The 26372-nt window shown below is 69.5% G+C and carries 17 protein-coding genes; 6 read left to right on the top strand and 11 right to left on the bottom strand.

All coding sequences use genetic code 11. The features are described from left to right. Positions 1 to 79 precede the first annotated feature (79 nt). Positions 80 to 1348, top strand: a complete 1269-nt coding sequence (locus ACT53R_RS09525; protein ID WP_476171632.1) for a TraB/GumN family protein — start codon at positions 80 to 82, stop codon at positions 1346 to 1348. An 87-nt stretch (positions 1349 to 1435) separates the two neighbouring features. Here the strand turns inward: ACT53R_RS09525 and ACT53R_RS09530 are convergent, their stop codons facing one another. The 3 genes from ACT53R_RS09530 to ACT53R_RS09540 form a co-directional block, all read right to left on the bottom strand. After that, entirely contained in the window at positions 1436 to 4543 is a 3108-nt protein-coding gene (locus tag ACT53R_RS09530) for an efflux RND transporter permease subunit (RefSeq protein WP_476171633.1), read from the bottom strand. Continuing rightward, the gene (locus ACT53R_RS09535) at positions 4540 to 8250 is read right to left on the bottom strand and encodes an efflux RND transporter permease subunit (RefSeq protein ID WP_476171765.1); all 3711 of its coding nucleotides are present in this window, start codon (positions 8248 to 8250) and stop codon (positions 4540 to 4542) included. The genes ACT53R_RS09530 and ACT53R_RS09535 overlap by 4 nt, the downstream gene beginning before the upstream one ends. A gap of 86 nt (positions 8251 to 8336) precedes the next feature. Further along, complete coding sequence (locus ACT53R_RS09540) at positions 8337 to 9500, bottom strand: efflux RND transporter periplasmic adaptor subunit (protein ID WP_476171634.1); 1164 nt, start codon at positions 9498 to 9500, stop codon at positions 8337 to 8339. Positions 9501 to 9743: 243 nt separating this feature from the next. Between ACT53R_RS09540 and ACT53R_RS09545 the strand changes: the two genes are divergently transcribed. Then, positions 9744 to 10085, top strand: coding sequence for a c-type cytochrome (locus ACT53R_RS09545; RefSeq protein ID WP_476171635.1), 342 nt, complete (start codon positions 9744 to 9746; stop codon positions 10083 to 10085). A gap of 10 nt (positions 10086 to 10095) precedes the next feature. Then, on the top strand, positions 10096 to 10542 hold the full coding sequence (locus ACT53R_RS09550) for a c-type cytochrome (protein WP_476171636.1): 447 nt from the start codon (positions 10096 to 10098) through the stop codon (positions 10540 to 10542). A gap of 129 nt (positions 10543 to 10671) precedes the next feature. Here the strand turns inward: ACT53R_RS09550 and ACT53R_RS09555 are convergent, their stop codons facing one another. Continuing rightward, complete coding sequence (locus ACT53R_RS09555) at positions 10672 to 12438, bottom strand: hypothetical protein (RefSeq protein ID WP_476171637.1); 1767 nt, start codon at positions 12436 to 12438, stop codon at positions 10672 to 10674. A 16-nt stretch (positions 12439 to 12454) separates the two neighbouring features. Next, complete coding sequence (locus ACT53R_RS09560; protein ID WP_476171638.1) at positions 12455 to 13048, bottom strand: NfuA family Fe-S biogenesis protein; 594 nt, start codon at positions 13046 to 13048, stop codon at positions 12455 to 12457. Between the two features lie 95 nt (positions 13049 to 13143). Here ACT53R_RS09560 and ACT53R_RS09565 point away from each other — a divergent pair, with 95 nt between their 5' ends. Then, a complete protein-coding gene (locus tag ACT53R_RS09565; RefSeq protein WP_476171639.1) occupies positions 13144 to 13485 on the top strand; it encodes a 4a-hydroxytetrahydrobiopterin dehydratase in 342 nt (113 codons plus the stop codon). 22 nt (positions 13486 to 13507) lie between these two features. On the opposite strand, the gene ACT53R_RS09570 is transcribed toward ACT53R_RS09565, so the two are convergent. From ACT53R_RS09570 to ACT53R_RS09580, 3 genes are all read right to left on the bottom strand, one after another. Then, positions 13508 to 14017, bottom strand: a complete 510-nt coding sequence (locus ACT53R_RS09570) for a hypothetical protein (RefSeq protein WP_476171640.1) — start codon at positions 14015 to 14017, stop codon at positions 13508 to 13510. Beyond that, positions 14017 to 14952: a hypothetical protein gene (locus ACT53R_RS09575; protein WP_476171641.1), complete on the bottom strand. Its 936-nt coding sequence runs from the start codon at positions 14950 to 14952 to the stop codon at positions 14017 to 14019. Before ACT53R_RS09575 ends, ACT53R_RS09570 begins: the two co-directional genes overlap by 1 nt. 132 nt (positions 14953 to 15084) lie before the next feature. Continuing rightward, on the bottom strand, positions 15085 to 16101 hold the full coding sequence (locus ACT53R_RS09580) for an RluA family pseudouridine synthase (RefSeq protein ID WP_476171642.1): 1017 nt from the start codon (positions 16099 to 16101) through the stop codon (positions 15085 to 15087). Between the two features lie 473 nt (positions 16102 to 16574). Here ACT53R_RS09580 and rne point away from each other — a divergent pair, with 473 nt between their 5' ends. Next, the gene (rne, locus tag ACT53R_RS09585; protein ID WP_476171643.1) at positions 16575 to 19814 is read left to right on the top strand and encodes a ribonuclease E; all 3240 of its coding nucleotides are present in this window, start codon (positions 16575 to 16577) and stop codon (positions 19812 to 19814) included. A 122-nt stretch (positions 19815 to 19936) separates the two neighbouring features. Here rne and ACT53R_RS09590 read toward each other — a convergent pair whose 3' ends face one another. After that, positions 19937 to 20584, bottom strand: a complete 648-nt coding sequence (locus ACT53R_RS09590) for a response regulator (protein ID WP_476171644.1) — start codon at positions 20582 to 20584, stop codon at positions 19937 to 19939. Positions 20585 to 20783: 199 nt separating this feature from the next. Here ACT53R_RS09590 and ACT53R_RS09595 point away from each other — a divergent pair, with 199 nt between their 5' ends. Continuing rightward, complete coding sequence (locus ACT53R_RS09595; protein ID WP_476171645.1) at positions 20784 to 21710, top strand: M28 family metallopeptidase; 927 nt, start codon at positions 20784 to 20786, stop codon at positions 21708 to 21710. Between the two features lie 5 nt (positions 21711 to 21715). Here the strand turns inward: ACT53R_RS09595 and ACT53R_RS09600 are convergent, their stop codons facing one another. Both ACT53R_RS09600 and cphA read right to left on the bottom strand, forming a co-directional pair. Then, entirely contained in the window at positions 21716 to 23548 is a 1833-nt protein-coding gene (locus tag ACT53R_RS09600; RefSeq protein ID WP_476171646.1) for a Mur ligase family protein, read from the bottom strand. 5 nt (positions 23549 to 23553) lie between these two features. Continuing rightward, on the bottom strand, positions 23554 to 26349 hold the full coding sequence (cphA, locus tag ACT53R_RS09605) for a cyanophycin synthetase (protein WP_476171647.1): 2796 nt from the start codon (positions 26347 to 26349) through the stop codon (positions 23554 to 23556). Positions 26350 to 26372 lie beyond the last annotated feature (23 nt).

A 26372-nucleotide genomic window follows, 5' to 3' on the forward strand; every position in this document is an offset into this window, starting at 1 on the left:
GGGCGGGCGAGCGACTATCCTGCGCGATCCGCCGTCGTCGCCCCCGGGCGACGCGGCCCCGCCCCCGACGCCCGTGCCGATGACCCACTCCGACGACACCCTGCCCCCCGCCTCCGCCACGCCCTACGGGGACCCGTCGCAGGAACCGGTGCACGACCCGTTGCACGACCAGCCTTGCGTCATCGTCGAACGCGACGGCGTGCGCTACACCCTGCTGGGCACCGCGCACGTCTCGAAGGCCAGCGTCGACGCCGTGCGTGCGGCGATCGCCGGCGGCAGCTACGACACGGTGGCGGTCGAACTCGACGCACAACGCGCACAGGCGCTGACCGATCCCGATGCGCTGGCGCGGCTGGACCTGGTGAAGGTGCTGAAGGAAGGCAAGACCGCGGTGTTCGCCGCGAACCTCGCCCTCGCCGCCTACCAGCGCCGGCTCGCCGAGCAGCTCGGCATCGACCCGGGCGCCGAGCTCAAGGCCGCCGTGCTCGACGCGCGCGAGCGCGACCTGTCGCTGCACCTCATCGACCGCGACGTCGGCCTGACCTTCCGCCGCGCGATGCAGCGCCTCGGCTGGTGGGGCCGGATGAAGGTCGCCAGCGGCCTGATGATGTCGCTGTTCGGCGACGAGGAAGTGACCCACGAGCAGATCGAGGGCCTGAAGGAAGGCGACATGCTGGAGGCGAGCTTCAGCGAATTCGCCGCCGACAGCCCGGCGCTGTACGAGACGGTGATCGCCGAGCGCGACGCCTACATGGCCGCGCGCCTGCGCGAGATCCGCACGCAGGGCGCCGGCACCGAAGTGCTGGCGGTGGTCGGTGCCGGCCATCTGCAAGGGCTGGCGAAGCACCTGCGCGAGTCGGATGAAGCGCCCGAGGCGATCCGGACCTCGCTGGAAGCGCTGAAGAAGACCCGCAACATCCCGTGGTTCAAGCTCGCATTCTCCGCGATCATCATCGGCGGCATCGGCTACGGGTTCTGGCACGGCGGCTTCGCGATGGGCGCCGACCTGCTGAAGCAGTGGGTGATGTTCACCTCGTCGCTCGCCGCACTCGGCTGCCTGATCGCGGGCGGCCATCCGCTGAGCGTCCTCACCGCCGCGCTGCTGGCGCCGTTCAAGCCGTTCCGGCTTGCGGTGCCCACCGGCACGTTCACCGCACTGATGGAAGCGCGGCTGCGCAAGCCCACCTACGCCGACTTCATGGCGTTGCGCGACGACGTGCAGAACGTGCGCGGCTGGTATCGCAACCGCGTCTCGCGTGTACTGCTGAACTTCCTGCTCACCAACCTAGGCAGCGCGATCGGGACGTGGATCGCCGGGGCGCGGATCGTCGGCAAGGTGATCGGCTGATCGCCGACCGGCATTCCCGATCGCCACCGATCATCGGCGGGCGGCCGGCCCCGCGATGCCGCGGGGCCGGTCACGCAGGTCGTTGACTCACTCCGCCTGGAGCGTCGTCGCCGGCGCGATCGGCGCCTCCGGCTTTCCGCGCGCCCGGCGCAGAATCCGCGCCGTGCCGGTGCTCAGGTCGTCGAGCACCGCGTAGATCGTCGGCAGGAACAGCAGGCTGACCACGGTCGAGAACGCCAGGCCACCGGCGATGGCGCGGGCCATCGGGAAGTACGGCGGGCCGCCGCCGGCCATCTTGGTCTGGCCCATCGCGATCGGCACCATCGCCAGGATCGCCGTGCCCATGGTCATCATGATCGGCCGCAGGCGCTCGCGGCTGCCCTCGACCAGGGCATCGGTGCGCGACTTGCCGCCCCGTCGCAGGTTGTTGATGTGTTCGATCATCACGATGCCGTTGTTCACCACCACGCCCATCAGCACCAGGATGCCGATGAAGGCCATCACGTTGAACTGGGTCTGGGTGATGAAGAACAGCCAGAACACGCCGAAGATCGAGAACACCACGCCGCTCATGATCGCCGCCGGGAACAGCAGCGACTCGAACACCGAGGCCATGACCACGTAGATCATGACCAGCGCGATGACGAGGTTCATGAGCATCTGCACCGCCGCGTCGGCGTCGTCCTGGAAACCGCTGCCGTCGAAGGTGTAGGTGTAGCCCGGCGGGAACGGGAAGCCCTTGAGCGTCCCTTCCATGGCCTCGCGCGCCTTGGGCATGGGCACGCCGTCGGCAAGGTTGGCCTGGATCGCGAGCGTGGTCTGCCGGTTCGAGCGCTGGACTTCGGACGCCGACGCGCCGGTGCGGGCATCCACCATCGCCAGCAGCGGCACCATCGTGCCGTCGGGCGCACGCACCGAGAAGCTGCCGATGTCCTCGACGCCGTAATGCTCGGCGCCGGCGAAGCGGATCCACACCGGCACCTCGTTCGCGCCCTGGCGGAATTCGCGCAGCGGTGCGCCGCGCAACGCCAGGCCCACGAACTGCGACACCTGCTGCGCGCTGAAACCGAACGACGCCGCACGTTCGCGATCGACCTGGATCGACAGCTCGGTGTTCTGGTCGCCGGTGTTCACGCGCACGTCGCGCAGTTCCTTGCGCCGCGCCATGAGCGGCACGATCTCGTCGGCCAGCTCCTTGAGCTGCTGCGAGGAATCGCCGACCAGCTGCACCTGCACGTTCTGCTCGAGGCCACCGCCACCACCGGGCCCGCCCTGGTTGCCGATGCCGAGCTTCGCGCGCGCGGACTTCGGCAACGACTGGCGCAGGTCCTCGATCAGCTTCTTGGTCTCCGCCGGGCGCGCCGTGTCGAATTTCACCTGCGTGCCGCCCCAGCCCTGCTCGCTGTAGAACGAATAGATCTGGGCGATGTGGAAGCGCTTGCGGTTGGCTTCGAGGAACTTCTCGACCTTCAGCACCTCGTCGGACATCTGCTGCTTGGTGTAGGCGCCGTTCCACTGGTAGAAGATGTTCGCCTCGTCGCCGTCGTCGCCGCCGAACATGTTGGTGTTCTGCACGACCGAGAACGCCGGCGCCAGGCTCACCAGCACGATCAGCGCGATGCCGAGCAGGCTCAGCCCGCGATGTTCGAGCGTCCAGCGCAGGAAGCGCGCGTAGCGGCGTTGCAGGCGCGGGATCAGGCCGCGGTCGTCGCGCACCATCGGCGGCGTCTTCATGCGCGCCGACAGCATCGGGATCAGGCTCACCGCGACCAGCCACGACGCCAGCAGCGACACCGAGATGGTGACCGCGATCTGCGACATGAAGATGCTGAGCATGTTGCGTTCGCCGAACAGGTTCGGCACGAACACGATGCAGTGGCACAGCGTGCCCGCCGACAGCGCGATGGCGACGTTGCGGGTGCCGACCAGCGACGCCAGCCGCGGCTGGTCGGGATAGCGCTCGCGTTCCTGGTAGATGCTCTCGACCACCACCACCGCGTTGTCGACCAGCATGCCCACCGCGAGCAACAGCCCCATCATCGTCAGGATGTTGAGGGTGACGCCGGCGAAATACATGAAGCCGAGGGTCATCACGAAGCAGATCGGGATGGCCGTGGTGACCATCAGCGTCGACGGCCAGTGGCGCAGGAAGAAATACAGCACGATCACCGACAGCAGCAGGCCGACGAGGCCGGCTTCCGCCAGTTCCATCAGCGAACCGGTGACGGTCGCGCCCTGATCGTCGACGACCTTGACCTGCACGCCGCGCAGCGCCGGGTCCGCGGAGATCTCGTTCACGGCCGCGAGCACCGACTTCGACACCTCCACCAGGTTGGCGCCGCGCTCCTTGAAGATGTCCAGGCCCACCGCCGGCTGGCCGTCGAGGCGGCGGCCGTAGTCGATGCGTGCCGGTTGCAGGCGCACGTCGGCGATGTCGCCGAGCCGCGTACCCTTGCCGTCGACCACCAAGTCGCGGTACTGCTGGAGGTTGTCGATCTCGCCGACCGGCTGCACCCGCAGGCGCCGGCCGCCGTCGTCTATCTGGCCGGCGGACACCGAGAAGTTCGCCGACGACAGCCGCGTGTTCAGTTCGTTCAGGCCGATGCCGTGGGCATCGAGGCGATCCGGCGAGATCGCGATCTCCACCTCGTTCGGCGGTGCACCGAGGATGTCGACGCGGGCGACGCCCGGGATGCGCTCCAGCCGGCGCTTGAACTCGCGGTCGATCAGCGCGTACTCGCGGGTCATGTCGCGGTCGCTGGCGAGGCGCACCTTCAGCACCGGCTCGTCGCTGGTGCTGAACTTCATGACGAAGTAACGCTGGAGATCGTCCGGCAGGTCGTCGCGGATGGCGTCGATGCGCTCGCGCGCCTCGGACGCGGCGATCGACACGTCGCGTCCCCAGTCCGAGAACTGGATGAACATCGACGCGCCGTCCGCACGCGCGTTGCCGTCCATGCGCTTGATGCCGCTCATGGTCGACACCGCTTCCTCGACCGGACGCAGCACCGTGCGTTCGACCTCGTCGGGCGTCGATCCCGAGTACGGCAACTGCAGGAAGATGCCGGGGAACGTGACCGAGGGCAGCGCTTCCAGCGGCAGGCGTACCGCCGCGATCAGCCCGATCACGAACAGCGACACGAACACCATCACCGTGGTGACGGGCCGCTTGATGCTGAACTCGGCGACGCTCACGGCGCGTGGCCTCCGGCCTGCGGTTCATGAGTCATGCCGTCGTCCGCCGCACCGTCGTCGATGTCCTCGTCGATGTCCTCGTGGATGGTGTCGTCGAACTCGGTCTCGCGCTTGGCCCGGGCGCGGAGCCCGCGTGCGACGTAGTCGGCGTCGGGCCGGCGATCGAGCAGGTCGTAGACCACCGGGATCACCACCAGCGTCAGCAGCGTCGACACCAGCAGGCCGCCGATCACCGTGATCGCCATCGGCGAACGCACTTCCGCGCCCTCGCCGAAGGCCAGCGCCAGCGGCAGGAAGCCGAACAGCGTGCACAGCGTGGTCATCATGATCGGCCGCAGACGCGAACGTGCGCCCTCCACCAGCGCCTCGCGCTTGGGCATGCCCGCCTCGCGCGCCTGGTTGACCTTGTCGATGAGGATGATCGCGTTCTTCACCACCAGGCCGACCAGCAGGATCAGGCCGATGAACACCACCACCGACACGGTCGAGCGGGTGATCAGCAGCGCGAGGATGGCACCGACCAGCGCCAGCGGGATGGTGAACAGGATGACGAACGGATGCAGCAGCGACTCGAACTGCGAGGCCATCACCAGGTAGACGAGGAAGATCGCCAGCCCGAAGGCGAACAGCAGCGAACGCAGCGACTGCGACAGTTCCTCGCCCTGGCCGCCGATGTGCAGGCCGATGCCCGGGCCGAGCGCACTGGACGTCTTCGCATCCTCCGCGACCATCGTCGACACTTCGCGCACCGCGGTGCCGAGGTCGATGTCGCGCAGGTTCGCCGAGACGATCGCCACGCGCACCTGGTCGGCACGGTGGATCTCGCTGGGACCGGTGGTGGCGACCACGTCGGCCACCGAGTCCAGCGTCACCGGATTGGCGCTGCCCGGGTTCACGATCAGGCGACGGATGTCGTCGACCGTGGCGCGATCATTCTCGCGGGCGCGCACCAGCACGTCGATCTTGCGGCTGCGGAAGCTGTAGCGCGTGGCGACGTCCCCGCGCACCTTCTTCACCACCACGTCGGCGATCTGCCGCGTGGTGAGGCCCAGCGCGCCGGCGCGTTCCTGGTCGAAGTGGATCTGGATCTCGGGGAAGCCCTGCTCCACCGTCGACTTCACGTCGGCGTAGTGCGGGTTGGCGCGCAGCAGTTCCGCCATGCGCCGACCGGCGCGTTCGATGTCCTCCAGCTCGTCGCCGCGCAGTTCGATTTCCAGCGGCATCGAGAAGCTGAACAACTGCGGGCGACTGAAGTCGACCTGGGTGCCGGCATAGCGGGAGACCGACTCACGCAGGCCGTCCATGAGTTCGGACTCGCGCTCGCGATCGCCGCTCTTGTCCATCACGACGGTGAGCTTGCCGATGTTCTCGCCGCTCTCGGTCGGACTGGCGTCCAGCCGCGTGCCGCTGCCGCTCACGCCGTACAGCGTGCGCACGCCGCCGTCCTTCGCATGCGCCTGCTGCAGCTCGCGCACGACGCGGTCGGTGTCGCGCAACGGCGTGCCGGGCGGCAGGCGCACGGTCATGTCGAAACGATCCTGCGCCAACTGGGGGATGAGGTCGCTGCCGAGCATCGGCACCGCCAGCAGGCTGGCCCCGAACGCGGCCGACGCCAGCACCAGCACCAGCACCGGGCGACGCATCGCGCCGGGCAGCAGTCGCAGGTACGCGGCTTCGAGCCGGTGGTAAGGCGACATGGCCAGATCGCTGAGGCGATACATCAGCCAACCGAACACGATGCCCAGCAGACGCCAGACCCGGACCGCCAGCCAGCAGCAGGCGAAGAACACGGGCACCGAGGTCATCGAGAAGAACAAGTACAGCATCCAGAACGGCAGCATCACCAGCCGCGGCGCCAGCAAGAGCAGCGTCAGCAGCACATTCACGGCGGTGCCATGGCGTGGACTGAACAACGGCCAGACGAAGGCAGGAACGTGACGGATGGACATCACGGCGCCAACCAGGAAGGTCACCGGTGCGGCGATGATGGCCAGCGCCCAGCGCGCGATCCCGTGCGGCGCCTCGCCCAGCGGCGCACGCAGCGCCCGGCGCACGTCGCCCTTCGCGGACTCGATCACGGGGTTCACCGGATGCGGGACCTCTTGCACGAACGCCATCGGCGCGCGGTCGCGCAGACCGCTGAGCATCGGGATCAGCGTCATCGACACGACCAGCGAGATGCCGATCGCGGTGGCGACGGTAAGCGCCTGGTCGCGGAACAGTTCACCGGCGATGCCCTGCACGAACACCAGCGGCAGGAACACCGCCATCGTGGTCAGCGTGGACGCGACCACCGCCATGCCCACTTCGCGGGTGCCTTCGACCGCGGCATCGAGCACGCCCAGCCCGCGTTCGCGCGCCTTGGCGATGCTTTCGAGCACCACGATCGAATCGTCCACCACCAGGCCGGTGGCCAGCGCGAGGCCGCCCAGCGACATGACGTTCAGGCTCAGCCCGAAGCGGCCCATGAAGAAGAACGTCGCGACGATCGACACCGGCAGCGACAGCGCGATGACGAACGTGCTCCAGCCGTCGCGCAGGAACAGGAAGATGATCAGCACCGCGAGCAGGCCGCCGACGACGGCGTCGACCTTCACGTCGGTGATCGCATGGCGGATGAACTGCGACTGGTCGTCGACCACGGTCAGTTCGATGCCGGCCGGGATCTCCTTCTTCAATGCCTCGAGGCGCTTGGCGAGCGCGTCCGCGGTGGCGACGGTGTTGGCGTCGCCTTCCTTGTAGATCGCAAGCTCGACCGCCTCGCGGCCGTCGAGTCGGATGATCGCCTCGCGCTCCTTGTGGCCCTGCACGATGTCGGCGACGTCCTTCAGGCGCACCGGCAGGCCGCCCGCGGGCGTGCTGCCGCCGGACGACGCACTGCGCACCGAACTGGCGGCGGCGATCGCTTCCGGCGAGCCGGTGGTGGCGGCGATCGCCATCATCTGCTGCGCCGCGCTGCTGGCCGCGTCGTTGCCGGCGGTGCGCGTGGTCAGCAGCATCTCGCGCATCTCGTCGACGTTCGCGAACTGGTTGACCGTGCGCACGTTGTAGCGCTGGCTGCCCTCTTCCAGGCGGCCGCCGGAGATGTTGACGTTCTCCTGCTGCAGGCGCTGGATGACGGTGTCGATCGACAGCCCCAGTTGCGCGAGCTTCTGCTGGTCGATCTGGACCTGCACCTCGTCCTCGAGGCCGCCACCGACCTTCACCGCGGCCACGCCGTCGACCGGTTCGAGCTTCTTCTTCAGGTCGTCGTCGGCATAGCGGCGCAGCTCGGCCAGGTCGCGCTGGGCGCGGGCGCTTTCGGCATCGGCGGGCGCGGCCTTGCCCGACAGCACGAGGCGCATGATCGGCTCGGTCGACGGGTTGAAGCGCAGCAGCACCGGCGCCTTGGCTTCCAGCGGCAGTTGCAGCGTCTCGATCTTGTCGCGCACCTCCAGGCTGGCCTGGTCCATGTCGGTGCCCCACGCGAATTCCAGCACCACGTCGCTCTGCCCGGTGCGGGAGACCGACTTGAGCTTGCGCAGGCCCTTCACCACGCCCAGCGCTTCCTCCACCGGCTGGCTGATGAGCGTCTCGACCTCGGAAGGCGCGGCGCCGGTGTACTCGGTGCGGATCGTGAGCGTGGGATAGCTCAGGTCCGGCAGCAGGTTCACCTTGAGGCTCGACAGCGCGAGGCAGCCGAACAGGAACATGGTCAGCCAGAACATCGCGACGGTGACGCGGCGCCGGGTCGAGAAACCGACCAGTCCGCCGCCTCCGCCCGATCCCGCCGACGGTTCGGGGAAGTGCGCGCTCACGACTTGGCGCCTGCCGGCTTCGCGGCCGCGGGCTTGGCACCCGCCGGCTTCGGCGCGGGATCGCCGATGACCTGGATCTTCGTGCCTTCGCGCAGCGCCACCTTGCCGGCGGTGATCACGCGATCACCCGGCTGCAGGCCGCCGCGCACTTCCACCCACGGACCGTCGTAGTAGCCCAGCTTCACCGGCACGCGCGCGGCCTTGCCGCCGCGGGCGACATAGACCGCCGGGTCGTCCTCGTCCTCCAGCAACGCGTTGCGCGGGATGGTCAGGGCGTCGGCACGCTGGTCGTAGTCGATCTTCATGCGCCCGAACATGCCCGGCTGCAGCAGACCGCCGCTCTCGAAGGCGCAGATCACGCGGAAGGTGCCGCTGCCGGAATCGACCACCGGCGCGACGCGGTCGACGCGGCCCTGGAACGGCTGACCCGGCAGCGCATCGACGCCCAGTTGCACCGGCAGGCCGGCCTTGAGGGTCGCCAGTTCGCGTTCCGGCACGTTGAGCGTGGCCTCCAGCCGCGAGGTGTCGACGATGCGGAAGATCGGCGTGTTGATCTGGACGAAGTTGCCGGGCTTGATCGAGCGCTCGGCGATCACGCCGGAGATCGGCGCGACCACGTTGGCGTAGGACAGTTCGAGCCGGGCCATGCGATGCACGGCGCGGGCGTTCTCCAGGTCGAACTTCAGCTGGTCGAGGTCGTTCGCGCTGAGCAACTGCTGCGAAGCGAGCTGGCGCGAGCGGTTGTAGTTGGCTTCGAGCTTGCGGAGCTGGGCCTCGGACTGTGCGGCCTGCAGCTCTGCACGGGCCGAATCCAGCCGCACCAGCACCTGGCCGGCGCGGACCTGCTGGCCGACCTCGGCCATGACCTGCAAGGCGACGCCGGAGGTCTTGGCGACCACCTGCGACTCGGCCCGCGCTTCCAGCGCCGCGGTGCCGGCGTAGCTGGCGGCGATCGGCCGGCGGCTGACCGCCATCACCTCGACCGGGACGGCCTCCTCGGCGGGCGGCTTGTCCTTTGCGTCGGCCTTGGCGTCCTCGCCCCCCTTGCCGCAGCCGACCAGTGTCAGGCAGCCCAGCAGGGCGCCCCAGCCGACGATACGTGCGAGCGACGGGGCGCGGGCCGGGACGGCGGGGGATCGGAACAGGGGATCGCTGGACATGGTGGGCGGGGGGATGTCGTGAGGTGTTGTATCAAGGTATATCACCCCGTTCAGGACCGCCATCGGCCAGAGGTCATGGTGCGCCGCATCGCGAACCCGATCACGCGTGACACAGTCTGACTGCGTCGCATTAACGAGTCAGGCTATACTGTCCCGATTGCGCGACCGTCCGGCCCGGGGAGACACGGACACCGTCGGCGCGCCGCCGCACTCTCGCCCAGACCGACGCACACGACGCCCGACATGACCCGATCGACGATTCGTATCCCGCTGCTCGCCGGTGGCCTCGCCCTCCTCGCCGCCCTGCCCGCCTTCGCGCAGGCGCCCGCGGGTTCCGCCGAACGCGGCAAGCAACTGACCTACACCTGCCAGGGCTGCCACGGCGTCACCGGCTACAAGAACGCCTACCCGGCGTACAGCGTGCCGAAGATCACCGGCCAGAGCGCCGACTATCTCTCCGCCGCACTCAACGAATACCGGACCGGTGCGCGCAAGCACCCGACCATGCGGGCCCAGGCGCAGAGCTTCTCGGAGCAGGACATCGCCGACATCGCCGCCTACCTTTCGAGCCTGAAGAAGAATTGAGCGACGCCCCATGACGAAGCGCATCTCCACCCTCGCCCTCGCCCTGGCCATCGGCGCGACGCTCGCCGCCTGCGGCAAGTCCGAACCCGCCGCCGAAGCCGGTGCCGCGGAACACGAAATCAAGCATGTCGGCGCCTTCGACGGTGATGCCGGCCGCGGCGAACGTCTCGCCGCCGACAAGCAGCTCGCCGGCACCGGCCAGGCCTGCGTCGACTGCCACGGTCCCGGCGGTGCCAAGCCGATCGCCCCGACCTACCCGGCACTGGCCGGGCAGTACCAGGACTACCTGTTCCAGGCCATCCTTGAGTACCGCGACGGCGAGCGCGAGCAGGTCCTGATGAACAACCAGATCCAGGGCGCGGTCAAGGCCGGCAAGCTGGACGACCAGGGCATCGCCGACCTCGCGGCCTACTTCGCTGCGCAGAACGGCCCGCTGGGCGACCTCTCCAGCCGCTGAGCCATGCCGCCATTCCGGTGCCCGGTCCCCCTAGGTACCGACACGAAGACGGGAGCCGCAGGGCTCCCGTCTTTTTTTGCATGACACTCGCGTACCCGGTCCACGCATGTGGCCGGATCGACGAAGCGATCAGGGCGTGGTGCCGGGCGGCGTACCGGTCGGCGCGGTGGCCGGCGACGGCGCAGGACGCGCGAGGCTGTCCTTCGCTTCCTGCAACGCCGGCTTGAAGGGCACGTCCGGCGGCGGCCGCGCGATGGCTTCCTGATCCTGCATGTTCGGATCCTCGACCGTGCATCCCCCGCCCGCCTGCAGCAGCGAGACCGCGCACATGATCCGCTTGGTCGTGCCGGGGATCGGGATTGCAACCGTGCGGATGCCGCGCCGCACCCACTCCTCCAGCAGGTTCTCGCGCGGCATCCAGAACCGGTCGAAGCGCGTCGGCGTGTAGTCCAGCGGCGGCCGCTTCAGCCACGTCCCCATGCGGTCGATCTTCTCGAAATCCTCGATCACGGTGCCCGGCGGAAGGCCGCCACCGACATCGCGGCCGTTGCCCGGCAGGCGCGCGCTGCCGTCACCGTTGAGCAGGCTCGTCGAGCGTCCGGCGGACGCATTGCCCGGCGCGTTGCGATTGGACGCCCCCCAGTCGTCATCGCGGACCTGCGTCGGGGCCGCCCCGGGGCGCGGCGATGGCGAAGGTCCGACGCCGCCGGGCGCGTTCGCGACCGGGCGCCCCGCACCGGTGGCCGGGCGCGGCGTGCCGCCGGCGGTGGTCGAGGGCTGCGGCACCTGGCCGGTCGTGCGCACGGGCGTGCTGGCGGTCACGCGCCCCGCCCCGGTGGGCGCTGGCGCTGGCGTGGGCGTCGGCGCAGCCGCCGGAGCGGGCGGTGCGCGCAGCTGAACTTCGCGCGGTGCCGTGCGCAGCGTGGGCATGCGCAGTTGTGGTGCGGTCGTCGGCAAGGTCGGCGCCGTGCGGGCCACGATCGGCGTGGTCTCGCGCTGGGTTTCGACCTCGACGACCTGCGTGCGCAGGCGCGGCACGGTCGGCTGGACGGCCAGCACCGGAACCGGCCGATCCGGCACGGGCACCGGCGTGCGTGCCTCGAAGGTCTCGACGTCGGTCGGCCGCGCCGCGACCTTCGGCACCTGCGGCTGCAATTGCGGGATGGTGGGCGACAACACCGGCGGCGTGGGCGGCGGCAGCGTGAAGTCGCTGTCCGGCTGCGGCGTCTGGGTGACGGTGAGCGGCTGCTCGACGGCCGGCGCCGGCGCGGTGTCGCCGGGCGGTGCCGGCGCGGCTTCGGGCGGCGTGGCGGCGGCCGGCGGCGTCGCGGTCGCAACGGCCGGTGCGTTCTCGGCCGTCGTCGCGGCGGCAGAGGAAGACGCGGCCGCGGCGGCAGCCGGCGCCGGCTGTTCGCCGGTGGCCGGCGCACCACCGGTATCGGGAGACGGCGTGCCTTCGCCGATGAATTCGATGATCGTCGCTTCGCCTTCCTGCGCCGCCTGGGGCGGCGCGTCGCCGAGCTGGACCATGCCGATCCAGAACAACAGCCCGGCGAACACGATGTGCAACAGCGCGGAGAACACCACAGCGAAACGGCGGGTTCGGCGCTGGTCGCGCGGTGCGCGTTCCCACTGCTGGCGCAACAGGTGGCGCCATGCCTGGAAGCGCGTCAGCGGCGGCATCGCCCTCGGCGGCGGCGCCGGCGGCCGGGCGGCCAGCAACGCGACGATCTCCGCCATCGGCGCACCGACCACGGCACCGGCGCGTTCGCGCATCGACAGGAACCATGCCCGCCACGTCGGCGGGAATTCGCCGAACGGGCGATCGGCATGCAGCGGGAAACGCCGCCCGCCGCGGGACTGGAGCGCTTCGATCAGTTCCCCGGCGGAGAACACGCGCAGGCCGGGCCGGTCAGTTCGACGGACGCGAGATGTAGGGCGCCGTTCCGCTGGCGTGATCGGTTGCGTCCCGCACCGCGGTCACGCCCGGCACCTTTTCCAGCAGGGTCTTCTCGATGCCCTGCTTCAGGGTCACGTCGGCCATGCCGCAACCGTGGCAACCGCCGCCGAAACCGAGGATCACCACACCCTCGGCGGTCACCTCGTGCACGCTCACGTGGCCGCGATGCTGCGCGAGTTGCGGATTGATCTCGTGCTCGACCACCCACTGCACGCGCTCGACCAGCGAGGCCGAAGCGTCCGGCACGGCGCCCTTGATCTTCGGCGCGCGGATCTGCAGCTGACCGCCCGTGGGCTGCTGGGCGTAGTCGATCTCCGCCCCGTCGAGGTAGCGCACGCTGCCGGCATCGAGCCACAGCGTGAAACCTTCGCAATCGATCGCCCATTCGTCGCCCTGCAGGTCACCGGGTTCGGCGAACTCCAGGCGGACGTCGGCGGAGGGCGTGCCCGGATGCACCGCACTGAGGCGCACCCCCAGGCCCGGCAGGGCCTCGCGTTCGATCAGGCGGCGGAAGTGCGACTGCGCGGATTCGGAAATCTGGATCATCCGGCTATTCTAGCGGCCCGTCCGGCGCGTGCTCGTCAGGGTTTCGTTACGCCGCCGGAACAGTGTTCAGCTTCCCGCATCGCAAGGAGCCGCCCGTGTCCGATCTGATCCCCCTCGCCCAGGCCCACTGTGTCCCGCGTCGCGGCCACGAACATCGGCTGCCACCCGCGCAAGTCGCCGAACTCATGCCGCAACTGCCCGGCTGGGAACTGGCGGAACACGGCCACGCACTGGTGAAGACCTTCCCCTTCCCCGACTACCACCGCACGATGGCGTTCGTGAATGCACTGGCCTTCATCGCCCATCGCGAAGACCACCATCCCGACCTCGGCGTGCACTACGACCGCTGCGTCGTGCGCTTCTCGACCCACGACGTCGGCGGGCTGAGCGAAAACGACTTCATCTGCGCGGCGAAGGCGGAAGCGCTGGCGGGCTGAGCAGCGCGCGCCCCCGAGACAATCATGGCGTCCCGGGGCAGCGCTCATTGAGCTCTTGGATCAGGCGGGTATTGGCATCGCTCACCGCAACCGAATAGCCCTCGTACATGTTCTGGATCTTTTTGCTCCACTGCATGCCGCCGAGCTGCGAGCGGACCACGAACGGCTGCCCACCCTCGATCCGCACCTGGTACACCACCGTCGGCAAGGTCGTATAGAGATTCTCCAGCACGTACATGCGCATCAACTCGACTTTCACCGACACACCTGTCTGTTCCGAAAGGCCGGCTGCAACGAGTTCGCGACGTATGATTCCCGGCGCATCCTCCAAATGCACGAGGTTGTTGGCATAAGTCGATGCACGATCACCATCCGGACGCTTGTCGGCGACCTCCTCGATTCGGTACGCGCAGGCTGGGGCGACACTGGCGCGGGCATTGATCTTTGTCGGATCGACGCGAATCGTATTGACAGTCACGGCACAACCTGCCACTACCGGCAGCAGCAGCCAAGGCCCGAGACCGCGCTGCATCACGGCGTGCCGCCGGTCGTGGCAGCAGGTGCATCCTGGGCGGGAGCGGTTTCGGCAGGCGCGGACACGAGCGGCGCCGCGACTCCATAGCCATTCAGCGTCTGAACAAAACCCTTGCCTGTTCGGGCCCAGACCCAGCCGTCACCGGCGCGGGTCTGGATTCCGGGATAGCGGCGCCCCCCGAGTGTCACCTGCGCCTTGCGATCGAAATCCTCCCACTGAGCCCGGCCCTCGGCCGACAAGTCGAAGGTCAGCATTGCGACAGACTGGCGAATGCCTTCGTCGAGCATGGAGCCAAGGCCATCTGTGCCGTAGACCGTCCAGATCTTGACGTTGTCCTCGGGCTTGTCCGCGAGTTGCTCGGGAATGAACTGGAAGGCGTAGTTTCGATTGAAAAGGAAGACGGTTTTCAGTTTTCCGTTCTCCCCTACCGAACGGTCCACGACTTGAGCGAGCAGTTGAACGGACATGTGCTCGAACTGGTTGTCGAACGAATAGCGAGGCCTCAACACCAATACACGTCCCAGCACTTCCTGCTTGTTCTGCGCATCGATCGCACTCAGTGCGTTGTTCCGGATCAGGAACACGGGAGCCGTGCTGATGCCCGGAGATGCGAGCTTGCCGCGGATTTCCTGCTCCATGTGAGCATTGAAGGGGTAGTTCAACAGGAGATCGCGAATCGGGATGATCCGCTCCTCGGCAGCCTTGGTCCGCGAATTGTCGATTCCCGCGACGATGAGCGCACCGAGCAGTCCACCGCCGGCCGCCATCGCATTGGTTGCGGATACGTCCACTCCCACTTCTTGCTGGCCAAGCACGATCTCCACGGGAAGATCTTCAGCGATCGGCACCGGGATCATGGGCGTCTTCGCCACGACGGCGGAACACGTCAACGCCAGCGTGGCGATTGCCGCGCTGCAGATCTTCCTCAACATGCGCCTTCCCCCTGTATTATCTGGAATGCGGGAGGTCGCGGGCCGATCGCATCGACACGCTCGCCCTCCCCCGTCAGTCGCCTGCACGACGCTGCGAGGGCGAGTCTACGAATGACACCTCTTCAGGTCCAGTCACACCGCATCATCGCTTCTTGCAGACCCCGGCAATCGCCACCCCAGCCGGTCCAGCACCTCGACCAGCTCCGGTGCCAGCGGCGCGTCGAGGACGTACTCGGCGCGGCCGCCATCCAACGCGAATTCCAGTGACGCGGCATGCAGGAACAGGCGGCGCAGGCCGACCTGGTCGCGCAGGCGCTTGTTGACCTCGGGTTCGCCGTATTTGTCGTCGCCGGCCACCGGGTGGCCGATGTGTTTCGCGTGGACGCGGATCTGGTGGGTGCGGCCGGTCTCGATCCGCACCTCGCAGAAGGAGTGCCCGCCGCGGCGCTCCAGCACACGGAAGTGGCTGAGCGAGGGCTTGCCGTTCGGGTGGACCTGGACGTGGCGCTCGCCGCCCTGGCGCAGGCCGATGTGCAGCGGCGCGTCCACGGTCATGGTGCCGTCGGGCATGCGGCCGACCAGCAGCGCGAGGTAGCGCTTGGCGATGCCGCGGCCGTCGTCGGCGTCGGATTCGCGCATCAGCGCCTGCAGCTCGGTCAGGGCCGACCGCTTCTTGGCGATGATCAGCAGGCCGGAAGTGTCGCGGTCCAGACGGTGGACCAGCTCCAGCGTCTCCCGCGGGCGCAGGGCGCGGAGGGTCTCGATCGCACCGTGACTGATGCCGCTGCCGCCGTGGCTGGCCAGCCCCGACGGTTTGTTGATCGCCAGCAGGCGGGCGTCCTCGAACACGATGCTGGCCTCCATCGCCGCCAGCAGCCCCTTGGGCGGCGGCGTCTTCTCGCCCGCCTCGGCCAGCCGCACCGGCGGGATCCGCACCTCGTCGCCCCCCTCCAGCCGGGTCTCGGCCTTGGCCCGGCCGCCGTTCACGCGCACCTGGCCACTGCGGACCAGCTTGTAGACGAGCGACTTGGGCGCGCCCTTGAGCTGCCCCAGGAGGAAGTTGTCGAGCCGTTGGCCGGCGCGGTCGTCGGCCACGCGGACCAGGCGGACCTGGGCGGATGACGCGGTTCTGGAATCGTTTACGGTCATCCGGGGTCCTGATCTGCTACACTCGTTCGGCGATATAAAGGTTTGATTTCGCAGGGAGTCGGGGGCTGGTTTCGTTTGCACCCCATCGGGCCGAAAGCCCAGCTCGCCCGCGAGTTCCGATGCAGTGCGCGGCCACCGCCCCCGGGGCGGCCATGTTAGCGGCTCGTCGGCAGGCCCGCTTGTCGCCGGGCGCCTGGCGCCCGGGCAACCCACACGTCCCGTGCCGTCGCGATGTCGCGCTTCGCAGCGCCCACCACGGCGGCCGGCCCGGCAACACGCTACAGAAATAGAAGCGCTCCCGCGGCCCGCCGTGGTGTTGCAGCGCTGGAATGCACCTGGCGGCCCCGGCCGCGCGCGCGCCTTCGCGGCGTCCGGCGCGCGACATGGTCGCAGGCCGTCTCCAGAGGCGAACACGCCCCGGCGTTCCGCGCGCCCGCATCGCATGCGGGCAAGGCGCCAAGGAACGCAGGACCATGAAACGCATGCTGATCAACGCGACGCAGGCCGAAGAGCTGCGCGTCGCGATCGTCGATGGACAAACGCTCTACGACATCGACATCGAAATCCCCGCGAAAGAGCAGAAGAAGTCCAACATCTACAAGGGCCGCATCACCCGGCTCGAACCTTCGCTCGAAGCCGCCTTCGTCGAGTACGGCGCCGAGCGCCACGGCTTCCTGCCGCTGAAGGAAATTTCCCGCGACTACTTCCAGTCCGGCGTCGACCACCACAAGGCCGGCATCCGCGAACTGCTGCGCGAAGGCCAGGAAGTCGTGGTGCAGGTCGACAAGGAAGAGCGCGGCAACAAGGGCGCGGCGCTGACCACGTTCATCTCGCTGGCCGGCCGCTACATGGTGCTGATGCCGAACTCGCCCACCGCCGGCGGCGTCTCGCGCCGCATCGAGGGCGACGACCGCGCCGCGCTGAAGGAAGCGATGGACAAGCTCGACATCCCCGACGAGATGGGGGTGATCATCCGCACCGCCGGCGTCGGCCGCGATGCCGAAGAACTGCAGTGGGACCTCGACTACCTGCTCAGCGTCTGGCGCGCGATCGCCGAGGCCGCGCTGAAGAAGACCTCGCCGTTCCTGATCTACCAGGAATCGCGCCTGATCATCCGCGCCCTGCGCGACTACATGCGCGCCGACATCGGCGAGATCCTCGTCGATACGCCGGAGATGTACGCCGAGGCGAAGGAGTTCGTCGAGCAGGTGATGCCGCACAACCTGCGCAAGCTCAAGCACTACACCGACGACACCCCGCTGTTCAACCGCTTCCAGATCGAATCGCAGATCGAGAACGCCTACGAGCGCACCGTACGCCTGCCGTCGGGCGGCTCGCTGGTGATCGACCAGACCGAGGCGCTCACCGCGGTCGACGTCAACTCGGCGCGCGCCACCAAGGGCGGCGACATCGAGGAAACCGCGTTCAACACCAACCTGGAGGCCGCCGACGAAGTGGCCCGCCAGATGCGCCTGCGCGACCTCGGCGGCCTGGTGGTGATCGACTTCATCGACATGACCTCGAACAAGCACCAGCGCGACGTGGAGAACCGCCTCGCGCAGGCGCTCAAGCACGACCGCGCGCGCGTGCAGCTCGGCCGCATCTCCAAGTTCGGCCTGATGGAGATGTCGCGCCAGCGCCTGCGTCCCAGCCTCGGCGAATCCAGCCAGCTGGTGTGCCCGCGCTGCGACGGCCACGGCCGCATGCGCAGCATCGAATCGCTGTCGCTGTCGATCATCCGCATCGCCGAAGAGCATGCGATGAAGGACAACACCGGCCAGGTGCTGGTGCAGGCCCCGGTGGAGATCGCGAATTACCTGCTGAACGAGAAGCGCCGCGCGCTGAGCGAGATCGAGAAGCGCCACGACGCGCCGATCGTGATCGTTGCCGACGAGTCGCTGCACACGCCACACTACGAAGTCACCCGCCTCCGCGAGAACGAGCTGGGCGAGGAAACCGCAAAGCCGAGCTACCAGCGTGGCACCCCGCGCAAGCTGGCGACGATCGCGCTGACCAAGGCCAACCTCAACGTCCCGCCGCCGGCCGCCGTCACCAACGTGAAGCCGTCGCGCCCCGCGCCGCTGCGCGAGGAAGCGCCGGCGCCCGCGCCGGTCGCGGCCCCTGCCCCGGCGCCGCAGCCGGCCCCGCAGCCGACCCCGGCGTTCGCGCAGCCGGCCCCGGCACAGAAGCCCGGCGGCCTGATGGGCTGGCTGAAGGGCCTGTTCGGCGGCGAACCCGCGCCGGCGCCCGCCGCGCCGCCGCGTCCGCAGTCCGGCCAGGGTCAGGGCCAGGGGCGCAACGAGCAGCGTCGCGACCGTCACCCGGGCCAGCGCAACGATCGTGACGGCCGTCGCGATGACCGCGGCCAGTCGCAGGGTCAGGGCCAGAAGTCGCAGCGCCGCGATGAGCCGCGTCGCGACGACCAGCGCCAGAACGACGCGCGTCGCGGCCCGCAGGGCCAGCCGCAGCAGGGTCAGGCGCAGAAGCCGCAGAAGCAGGAACAGCAACCTCGCCCGCAGCAGCAGAAGCAGGACCCGAAGCCCCGCCAGGAGCCGCGTCAGGACCAGCCGCGTCAGGAGCGTCAGGATCCGCAGCAGAAGCCGCAACAGACCCCTGCCCAGTCGTCGCAGAAGCCCGCGCAGGGCGACGCGAATGCCCAGCGTGGCCCCGCCCCGCGCCGCGAGGACCGCGCACCTGCCGAAACGCAGAAGCCGCAGGCGCCGGCTGCCGACGTCGCCGCCGCGGCGGCGACCGTCGCAGCCGCCGTCGTCGCACCGGCTGCGGTGCAGACGCCGGCACCGCAGGTCCCGGCGAGCGTGCCGACGCCTGCGCAGGTCGTCGATGCCGATGACGACGGCGAACTCGACGTTGCCGACGGCGCAGTCGGCGCCGAAGCAGGCGAAGGCACCGGCGACAACGCCGGCCGCCGCCGTCGCGGTCGCCGTGGTGGCCGCCGCCGCCGCCGCGGGAATGGCGAAGGTGCTGCCGCCAGCGAGGGCATGGGCGACGACACCGATGCCCTGTCCGCCGTCGACGAACCGCAGGCGACGCTCGATCGCAACCAGCCGGAGTTCGAATTCGACGACCTGCCACAGCCTGCAAAGCCGGCGCCGGTCGCCGTCGAACCCGCGGCGGCGCCCGCCCCGGTCGTCGTCGAGACGCCGGTGTCCACGCCGGTTGCCGAAGCGCACGCCGACGCCGTGCAGGACGCGAGCCCCACGCCGGAACCGGCATCCGCCGAACTGGTCGCGACCGTCGTCACGCCGATCGCCATGGCAGCGGATGCCGTCACGGAAACCGTCCCCGAATCGGCGGTGATCGAGCCCGTGGTCGTCGAACCGGCCGTGATCGAGCAGATCGTCGTCGAGCAGCCTGTCGTCGAGCAGGTCGTGGTCGAACCCGCCATCGTCGAGCCGCCGGCAGTGGAGCAGGCCGTTGCCGAAACGGCCGTGGTCGGGCAGGCCATCGCCACGCCGGTGGCGGTCGAATCGCCTGCAGTCGAGGCGCCCGTCGTCGAGGCGCCCGTTGCCGCAGCGCCGGCCGTCGAAACGACCGCCGTCGAAGCCTCGGCCGAAGACGTGATCGACGCACAGATCGCCGCGCCGCAGTACGGCATCGGCCTGCCGCTGTTCGACGCCCAGCCGGACGCCGATTTGTCCGACCTGATGCGTCGCGACGCGAAGGCCGACGGCGACAAGCCGCAGGCCGGCTGAGCCCGGCTCCTCGCCGCAGGCCGCGACACCGCCTGCGGCGACCGGTGACCCACGACACGGTCCGGCCTGCGCCGGACCGTCGTCGTTTCAGGGCAACGGAAACCCGAGACCGTGCCTGGGGATCACAGCTCCCGCGCGGGGTCGCTCAGGCCGTAGCGCGACGCCATCCGCGCCAGTGCGATGGTGTCCTGGATCTCCAGCTTCTCGAACAGCCGCGACTTGTGGGTGTTCACCGTTTTCGCGCTCAGGCTCAGCCGTTTGGCGATGTCTTCCTGGCGCAGGCCTTGCACCAGCAGCATCGCGACTTCCAGCTCGCGCGGCGACAGCGCATCGAACGGCGAGCCGCTGCCGTCGACGCCCGACAGCGCCAGATGCTGGGCGATGCCGTTGGCGAGATAGCGCTTGCCGCGGGCCACGTCGCGCACCGCGCGCAGCAGTTCACTCGCATCGCCGGCCTTGCCGACGTAGCCGGAAGCCCCGGCCTCGATCAGGCGTCGCGGCATCGGGCCGTCCTCCAGTACCGACACCACCACCACGCGGCAGCCGTAATCGCCTTTCACCAGCCGCTCGGTGATCTCCAGGCCGCTGATGCCGGGCAGGTGCAGGTCGCACAGCACCACGTCCGGCCGCAGCTTGCGGATCAGCGGCAATCCGGTCTCGCCGCTGTCGGCCTCGCCGACCACCTCGATGTCGGTCTCGGCCGACAGCATCAGGCGCATGCCGGTGCGCACCAGCGCATGGTCGTCGAGCAGGAATACGCGAATCGTCATGGCCCTCTCCCCTTCCTTGTCCGTGTCGGGTGCGTGATCCCGATGCGCACAGCGTAGGCAGCCGGCGGCATGCACTCAATCGGCATCCGCCGCGACGGCGTGTCGGAAAATTCCGACCCTGCACAGGCGATGACTTCCGACACCTCTGGCGGTCACGCGGTTCTGCGACGATCGGGGCTTCGCCTTCCGGAACCATTCGATGCGCCCTGCCTTTCGTCGACGCCTGTCCTTGCTCGCGTCGACCGCCACGCACGCGACGACGACCCTGCTGCTCGCGGCGTGCGTGTCCACGCCTGCGCCGATGCCGGTGTCCGTTCCCGACTGGGACGCACAGCTCGCCCACAGTGCCTGGGCGCGCGACGTCGATGCCATGGCCGCGGCGCAGGACAACGCCGCGCGCCGCGCGCATCTCGAACGTCGCCTGCGCGGGCTCGGGCTGACGGTGACGCACCAGCCGTTCAAGGTCGGCGCGTTGGAAGGCGACAACCTCTTCGCCGAAGTCGGCGGGCCGACGGAAGCGCCGCTGCTGCTGCTCGGCGCGCACTCGGACCGCGTGGACGTCGGGCGCGGTGCCACCGACAACGCCACCGGCACCGCGGTGCTGCTGGCGCTGGCCGAACGCTTCCGGCAGCGGCCGCTGGCGCGGCATCGGCTGAAGCTCGCGCTTTGGGACCTGGAGGAACACGGTCTGCTCGGTGCCGAGGCCCATGTCGAGGCCGCCGGCAGCGAACGCCCCGCGCTGTACGTGAACGTCGACGTTTTCGGCTGGGGCGACACGCTGTGGATGCTGGCGCCCGATCCCGCGTCGCCACTGGTCACCGCCAGTCGCGAGGCCGCCACGACGCAAGGTCTCGCCCTGGTCGCCGGCAAGCAGTACCCGCCTTCGGACCACCGCGTGTTCCTCAAGGCCGGCTGGCCGGCGGTGTCGTACACGCTGGCCGATGGCGACGAGATTCCGAACGTCGTCGCGGTGTTCTCCGGCAAACGCTCGATGACCCGGCCGAAGATGCTGCGCGTGATCCACACCGCCGACGACACCGTCGCGCAGATCGACGCCGTGGCCGCGGCGAAGGGTGTCGACGCGATCGAGGCAGCGCTGCGCGCCTGGGACGCGGCAGGCGACTGAAGCGGTCAGGTCGTCGGCGCGTCCGGCAACGACGGGTCCGGCGACGACGATCCAAGCGATGGCAGCGGCTCGCCCGGCTGCCAGCCGCCAGCCGCCAGCGCGTCCAGCAATGCGGCGACCTCGGCCTTCGCGTCGAGGCTGTGCACCGGCAGCACCAGCACGTCGCCCGCGCGCGCCCATGCCAGCGCCTCCCGCGCAGCGTCGGCCTCGCGCAGGCGCACGGGCAGCGCCGATTCGGGCAAGCCGCGACGCAGCAGTTCGTCGCGGATGACCTGCGCCACCTCGCCCGCAACGCGGCCGCGCAGGTAACCGTCGATGTCCTTCACCACGACGAGGTCGGGCGCGTAACGCGCGGCGATCGCAGCGAGATCGCGGATCTGCGCGTCCTCGCGGTTGCCGGCCTGTCCCAGCAGCAGCGCAAGACGCCCCTGCCCGCGCCATGCCTGCGCGATGTCGAGCAGGCCCGCCAACCCGTCCGGGTTGTGGGCGTAGTCGAGGAAGATCTCGAGCCCGGCGAACGACCAGCGCTGCAGCCGTCCCGGGTTGTCGGCGTGATCCCGCCCGAACGTGGCGAGCACATCGCGGATCGTCGCCGCCGGCACGCCGAGCACCGACGCGGCCAGCGACGCGCCGGCCGCATTCGCGACGTTGTAGCGCGCGTGGCCGCCGAGCGTGACCGGCATCGCGGCGATGTCGCCGAGATCGTGCGACGCGGCACCGTCATGCAGCACCAGCCGGCCGTCGCGCACGGTGCAGTGCGGCGTCGATGCGTCGTCGGGCAGCGCGGCCGGATCGACCGCGAACCACGCCCGTCGCGGCGCGGCCTGCGGACCAAGCCGGCGCAGCAGCGGGTCCTCGGCATTGAGCACGAGCCGGCCGCCGCCCTCGCCCGCCACCGCGCGCGCGATCGTCAGCTTCACCGACGCCAGGTCCTCGACCGAATGCACGCCGTATTCGCCGAAATGGTCTTCGCTGATGTTGGTGACGACGGCCACGTCGGCCTTCGCCAGGGCGAGGCCGCGACGCAGCAGCCCGCCGCGCGCGGTTTCGAGCACGGCGGCTTCGACGTCGGTGCGGCGCAGCAACTGGCGCGCGCCGGCCGGGCCGGAATAGTCGCCGGCTTCCAGTCGTTCGATCTGCGCGGTGTCGCCGACGAACAGGCCGTCGGTGCACGAATGCGCGGTGCGCAGGCCGTGCGCGCGCAGCATCGCCGCGATCAGGCGCACGGTCGTGGTCTTGCCGTTGGAGCCGGTGACGAGCGCGGCGGGAATCCGGCCCAGCGTCGGCCACGGCACGACGTCGGGCGTGGCCGGCAGATCGTCGAGTGCGAAGGTAACGCCATGCACGCCGAGACCGAGCGTCAGCGCGTCGTCGTCGAGCAGCGTCGGCACGCCGTGCGCGGCCGCGGCATCGAGCAGCGCGATCACATCGGGCCGCGCTTCGGCGGCGGCGAAATGGCGCAGCGTGTCCATCGCGCGCACTTCGTCGAACGCCGCCGGATGCCCCGGCGCATGGAAACCGGCGTAACCGGCCGCCACGCACCACGCCCACTCGTTGAGTTCGGTCGCGGCGAACAGCAGGTCGGCCGGCGCCGGGAACGCCAGCGTCGCGCCGCTGGCGTGCGCGCGCGCCAGCGCTTCCGCCGGCGGCCAGCACAGCAGCACGCGCATCGCGTTCACGCACGTGCGCCACCTGCGCAGCGCCTCGGGATCCTGCGCGCGCGGACCCAGCGCCTCCATCGCCGCACCGCAGCCGGCGAAGTACGGGTTGGCGCCGGTGAGGCGGCGGGAGTCGTCGAACGGCGGTTCGCTTGCGGGCGACACTTGCGACACGGACACGGTGCTCAGTCGTCGCTCTCCCGCGAGATGAAGATCCCGCGTTCGTCGCGGCTCACGCCTTCCCACTGCTCGGGCGAGAACGCGGGCTCCGCGGCGGCTTCGCCGGTGTCGGCGGGCGCCGCGGCGGCGACCGGCACCTTCTCCGGCGCGCCTTCGGGCTTGAACTTGATCACCTGTTTCCACGAGCGCACCAGCGCGTCGGCGAAGATCAGCAGCACGTCGCCCGGCTGCGCCATGCGCAGGCCGGCGTCGATCGCGTCCTGCTCGTCCGGGATCACGCTGATGCGATCCTCGGGCACGCCGTGTTCGCGCAGCGTCGCGGCGATCAGCTTCGGCACTTCGTCGGGTGCGCGGCCACGCAGGCCGTCGTCGCGACGGCAGATGTAGTGGTCGAAGCCGCCGGCCACGGCCTTCGCGATCTCGCGCAGGTCCTCGTCGCGACGATCGCCCGGACCCGCCACCACCACGAGGCGGCGACCAGTGACGTCGAGGCGCTGCGCAAGGTCGGCCATCGCGGCCACGGCGTGCGCGTTGTGGCCGTAGTCGAAGAGCACCTTGAACGGATGCTCGTTGAACACGTTCATGCGGCCCGGCGCCTGGAAGAACGTGCTGTCGAACGTGCGCAGGCCCTGGCGGATGGCGTCGAGCTTGATGCCCATCGAGAACGCCATCGCCGCGGCGAACATCGCGTTCTGCACGTTGTGCAGCGCCTTGCCTTCCAGCGTCGCGGGGATGAGGTGCGTCCACAGCAGCGGGATATGGCTGCCGCGATCGTACAGCGTGATCATCTGGCCGTTGACGCCGGCCTCCAGCGCGCAGGCGCGGCCACCGGCGCGGATGTGCTCGCGCACGAGGCCGTGCGACGGGTTCATGGTGACGTAGCAGATCACCTTCGCGTCGGTGTAGCCGCCCATCTTCAGCACGTTCGGATCGTCGGCGTTGAGCACCGCGCAGTCCTGCGCGACCTCGACCACGATGCGCTTGACCTCGGCCAGCTGCTCCAGCGTGTCGATGCCCTTCATGCCGAGATGGTCGGACTGCACGTTCAGCACTGCACCGACGTCGACCTTCGACACGCCCATGCCGGCGCGCAACAGACCACCGCGCGCGGTTTCCAGCACCGCGAAATCGATCTGCGGATCGGCCAGCACCATGCGCGCGGACACCGGGCCGGTCATGTCGCCTTCGACCGTGCGCTGGCCGTCGATGTAGACGCCGTCGGTGGACGTCAGGCCGGGCGTGAACCCGGTCATCTTCGCGATGTGCGCCAGCATGCGCGAGGTCGTGGTCTTGCCGTTGGTGCCGGTGATCGCGGCGATCGGCACGCGCGACGGCGCGCCCGCAGGGAACAGCATGTCGATCACCGGGCCGGCGACGTCGCGCGACTTGCCCTCGCTCGGCGCCACGTGCATGCGGAAGCCCGGCGCGGCGTTCACTTCGCAGATGCCGCCGCCGATGGTCTTGTAGCTCTCGGCGATATTGGTGCTGAGGAAGTCCACGCCGCCGACGTCCAGGCCGATCGCCTTGATCGCGCGCACCGCCATCTCGCGGTTGTCGGGATGGATGATGTCGGTCACGTCGGTGGCGGTGCCGCCGGTGGACAGGTTCGCGGTGGAGCGCAGGTAGATGATTCTTCCGGCCTCGGGCACGGTGTCGGCATCCACGCCTTCGCGCGCCATCATCATCTCGGCCTGCGCGTCGAGTTCGATGCGCGTGAGCACCTTCTCGTGGCCCACGCCGCGGCGCGGATCGCGATTCACGATCTCGACCAGTTCGCGGATGGTGTGGGTGCCGTCGCCGACCACATGGCCCGGCGTGCGCTTGGTCGCGGCGACCAGTTCGCCGTTGACGACCAGCAGGCGGTGGTCGTCGCCTTCGAGGTAGGTCTCGACGATGACCGAGCGCGAGATCGCCTGCGCCTTGAGGAAGCCTTCGACCACTTCGGCCTCGTTGGTGAGGCGGATCGAGATGCCGCGGCCGTGGTTGCCGTTGTACGGCTTGGTGACGACCGGATAGCCGATGCGCGCCGCCGCGCGCTTCGCGGCGCCTTCGCTCTGCACCAGTTCCTGGCGCGGCGCGGGCAGGCCCAGCGAGACGAGGATCTTGTTCGTTTCTTCCTTGTCGCTGGCCAGCTCGACCGCGATGTGCGAGGTCTTGCCGGTGACCGTCGCCTGGATGCGCTGCTGGTAGCGGCCGTGGCCGAGCTGCACCAGCGACTGCTCGTTGAGGCGCAGCCACGGGATGTTGCGCTCTTCCGCCGCTTTGACCAGCGACATCGTCGACGGCCCCAGCGCGCGGCGCTGCGCGTAGCGGATGAAGGTGTCGCGCGCTTCCGGCCAGTTCCAGTCGTCGGGCACGGCGTCGGCCGAGCGCAGTTCCGCCGGCACCAGCGAACGCAGGAGCTTCAGCGCGAGTTCGCCGGCCTCGATGCCTTCCTCGCGCTGCGCGTATTCGTAGATCACCGAGTACACGCCCGGGCGGCCGTCGATGCTGCGCGTTTTCCCGAACGTCACGTCCTCGCCGGCCATGTTCTGCAGCTCGATCGCGACGTGCTCCAGCACGTGGCCCAGCCACGTGCCCTCGCCTTCCTTCATGCGCCGGATCAGCCCGCCCGGCGTGCGGTACGAGCAGCCGTGTTCGGCCAGCCCGGGCACCGCTTCGACCAGCGCATCGACGAACGCCGGCCCGAGTCGCCCGGTGGGCCAGTCTTCGAGCCGTTCGAGGTCCAGTTCCAGCCGGATCACCGGGAAATGCGCGTACAGCGACGGGCCGACGAACACCGAACGATCGAGAATGCGCATACCTGGACTGACTCCTGTGCGGT

The sequence above is a fragment of the Lysobacter sp. DMC104 genome (assembly GCF_056313665.1).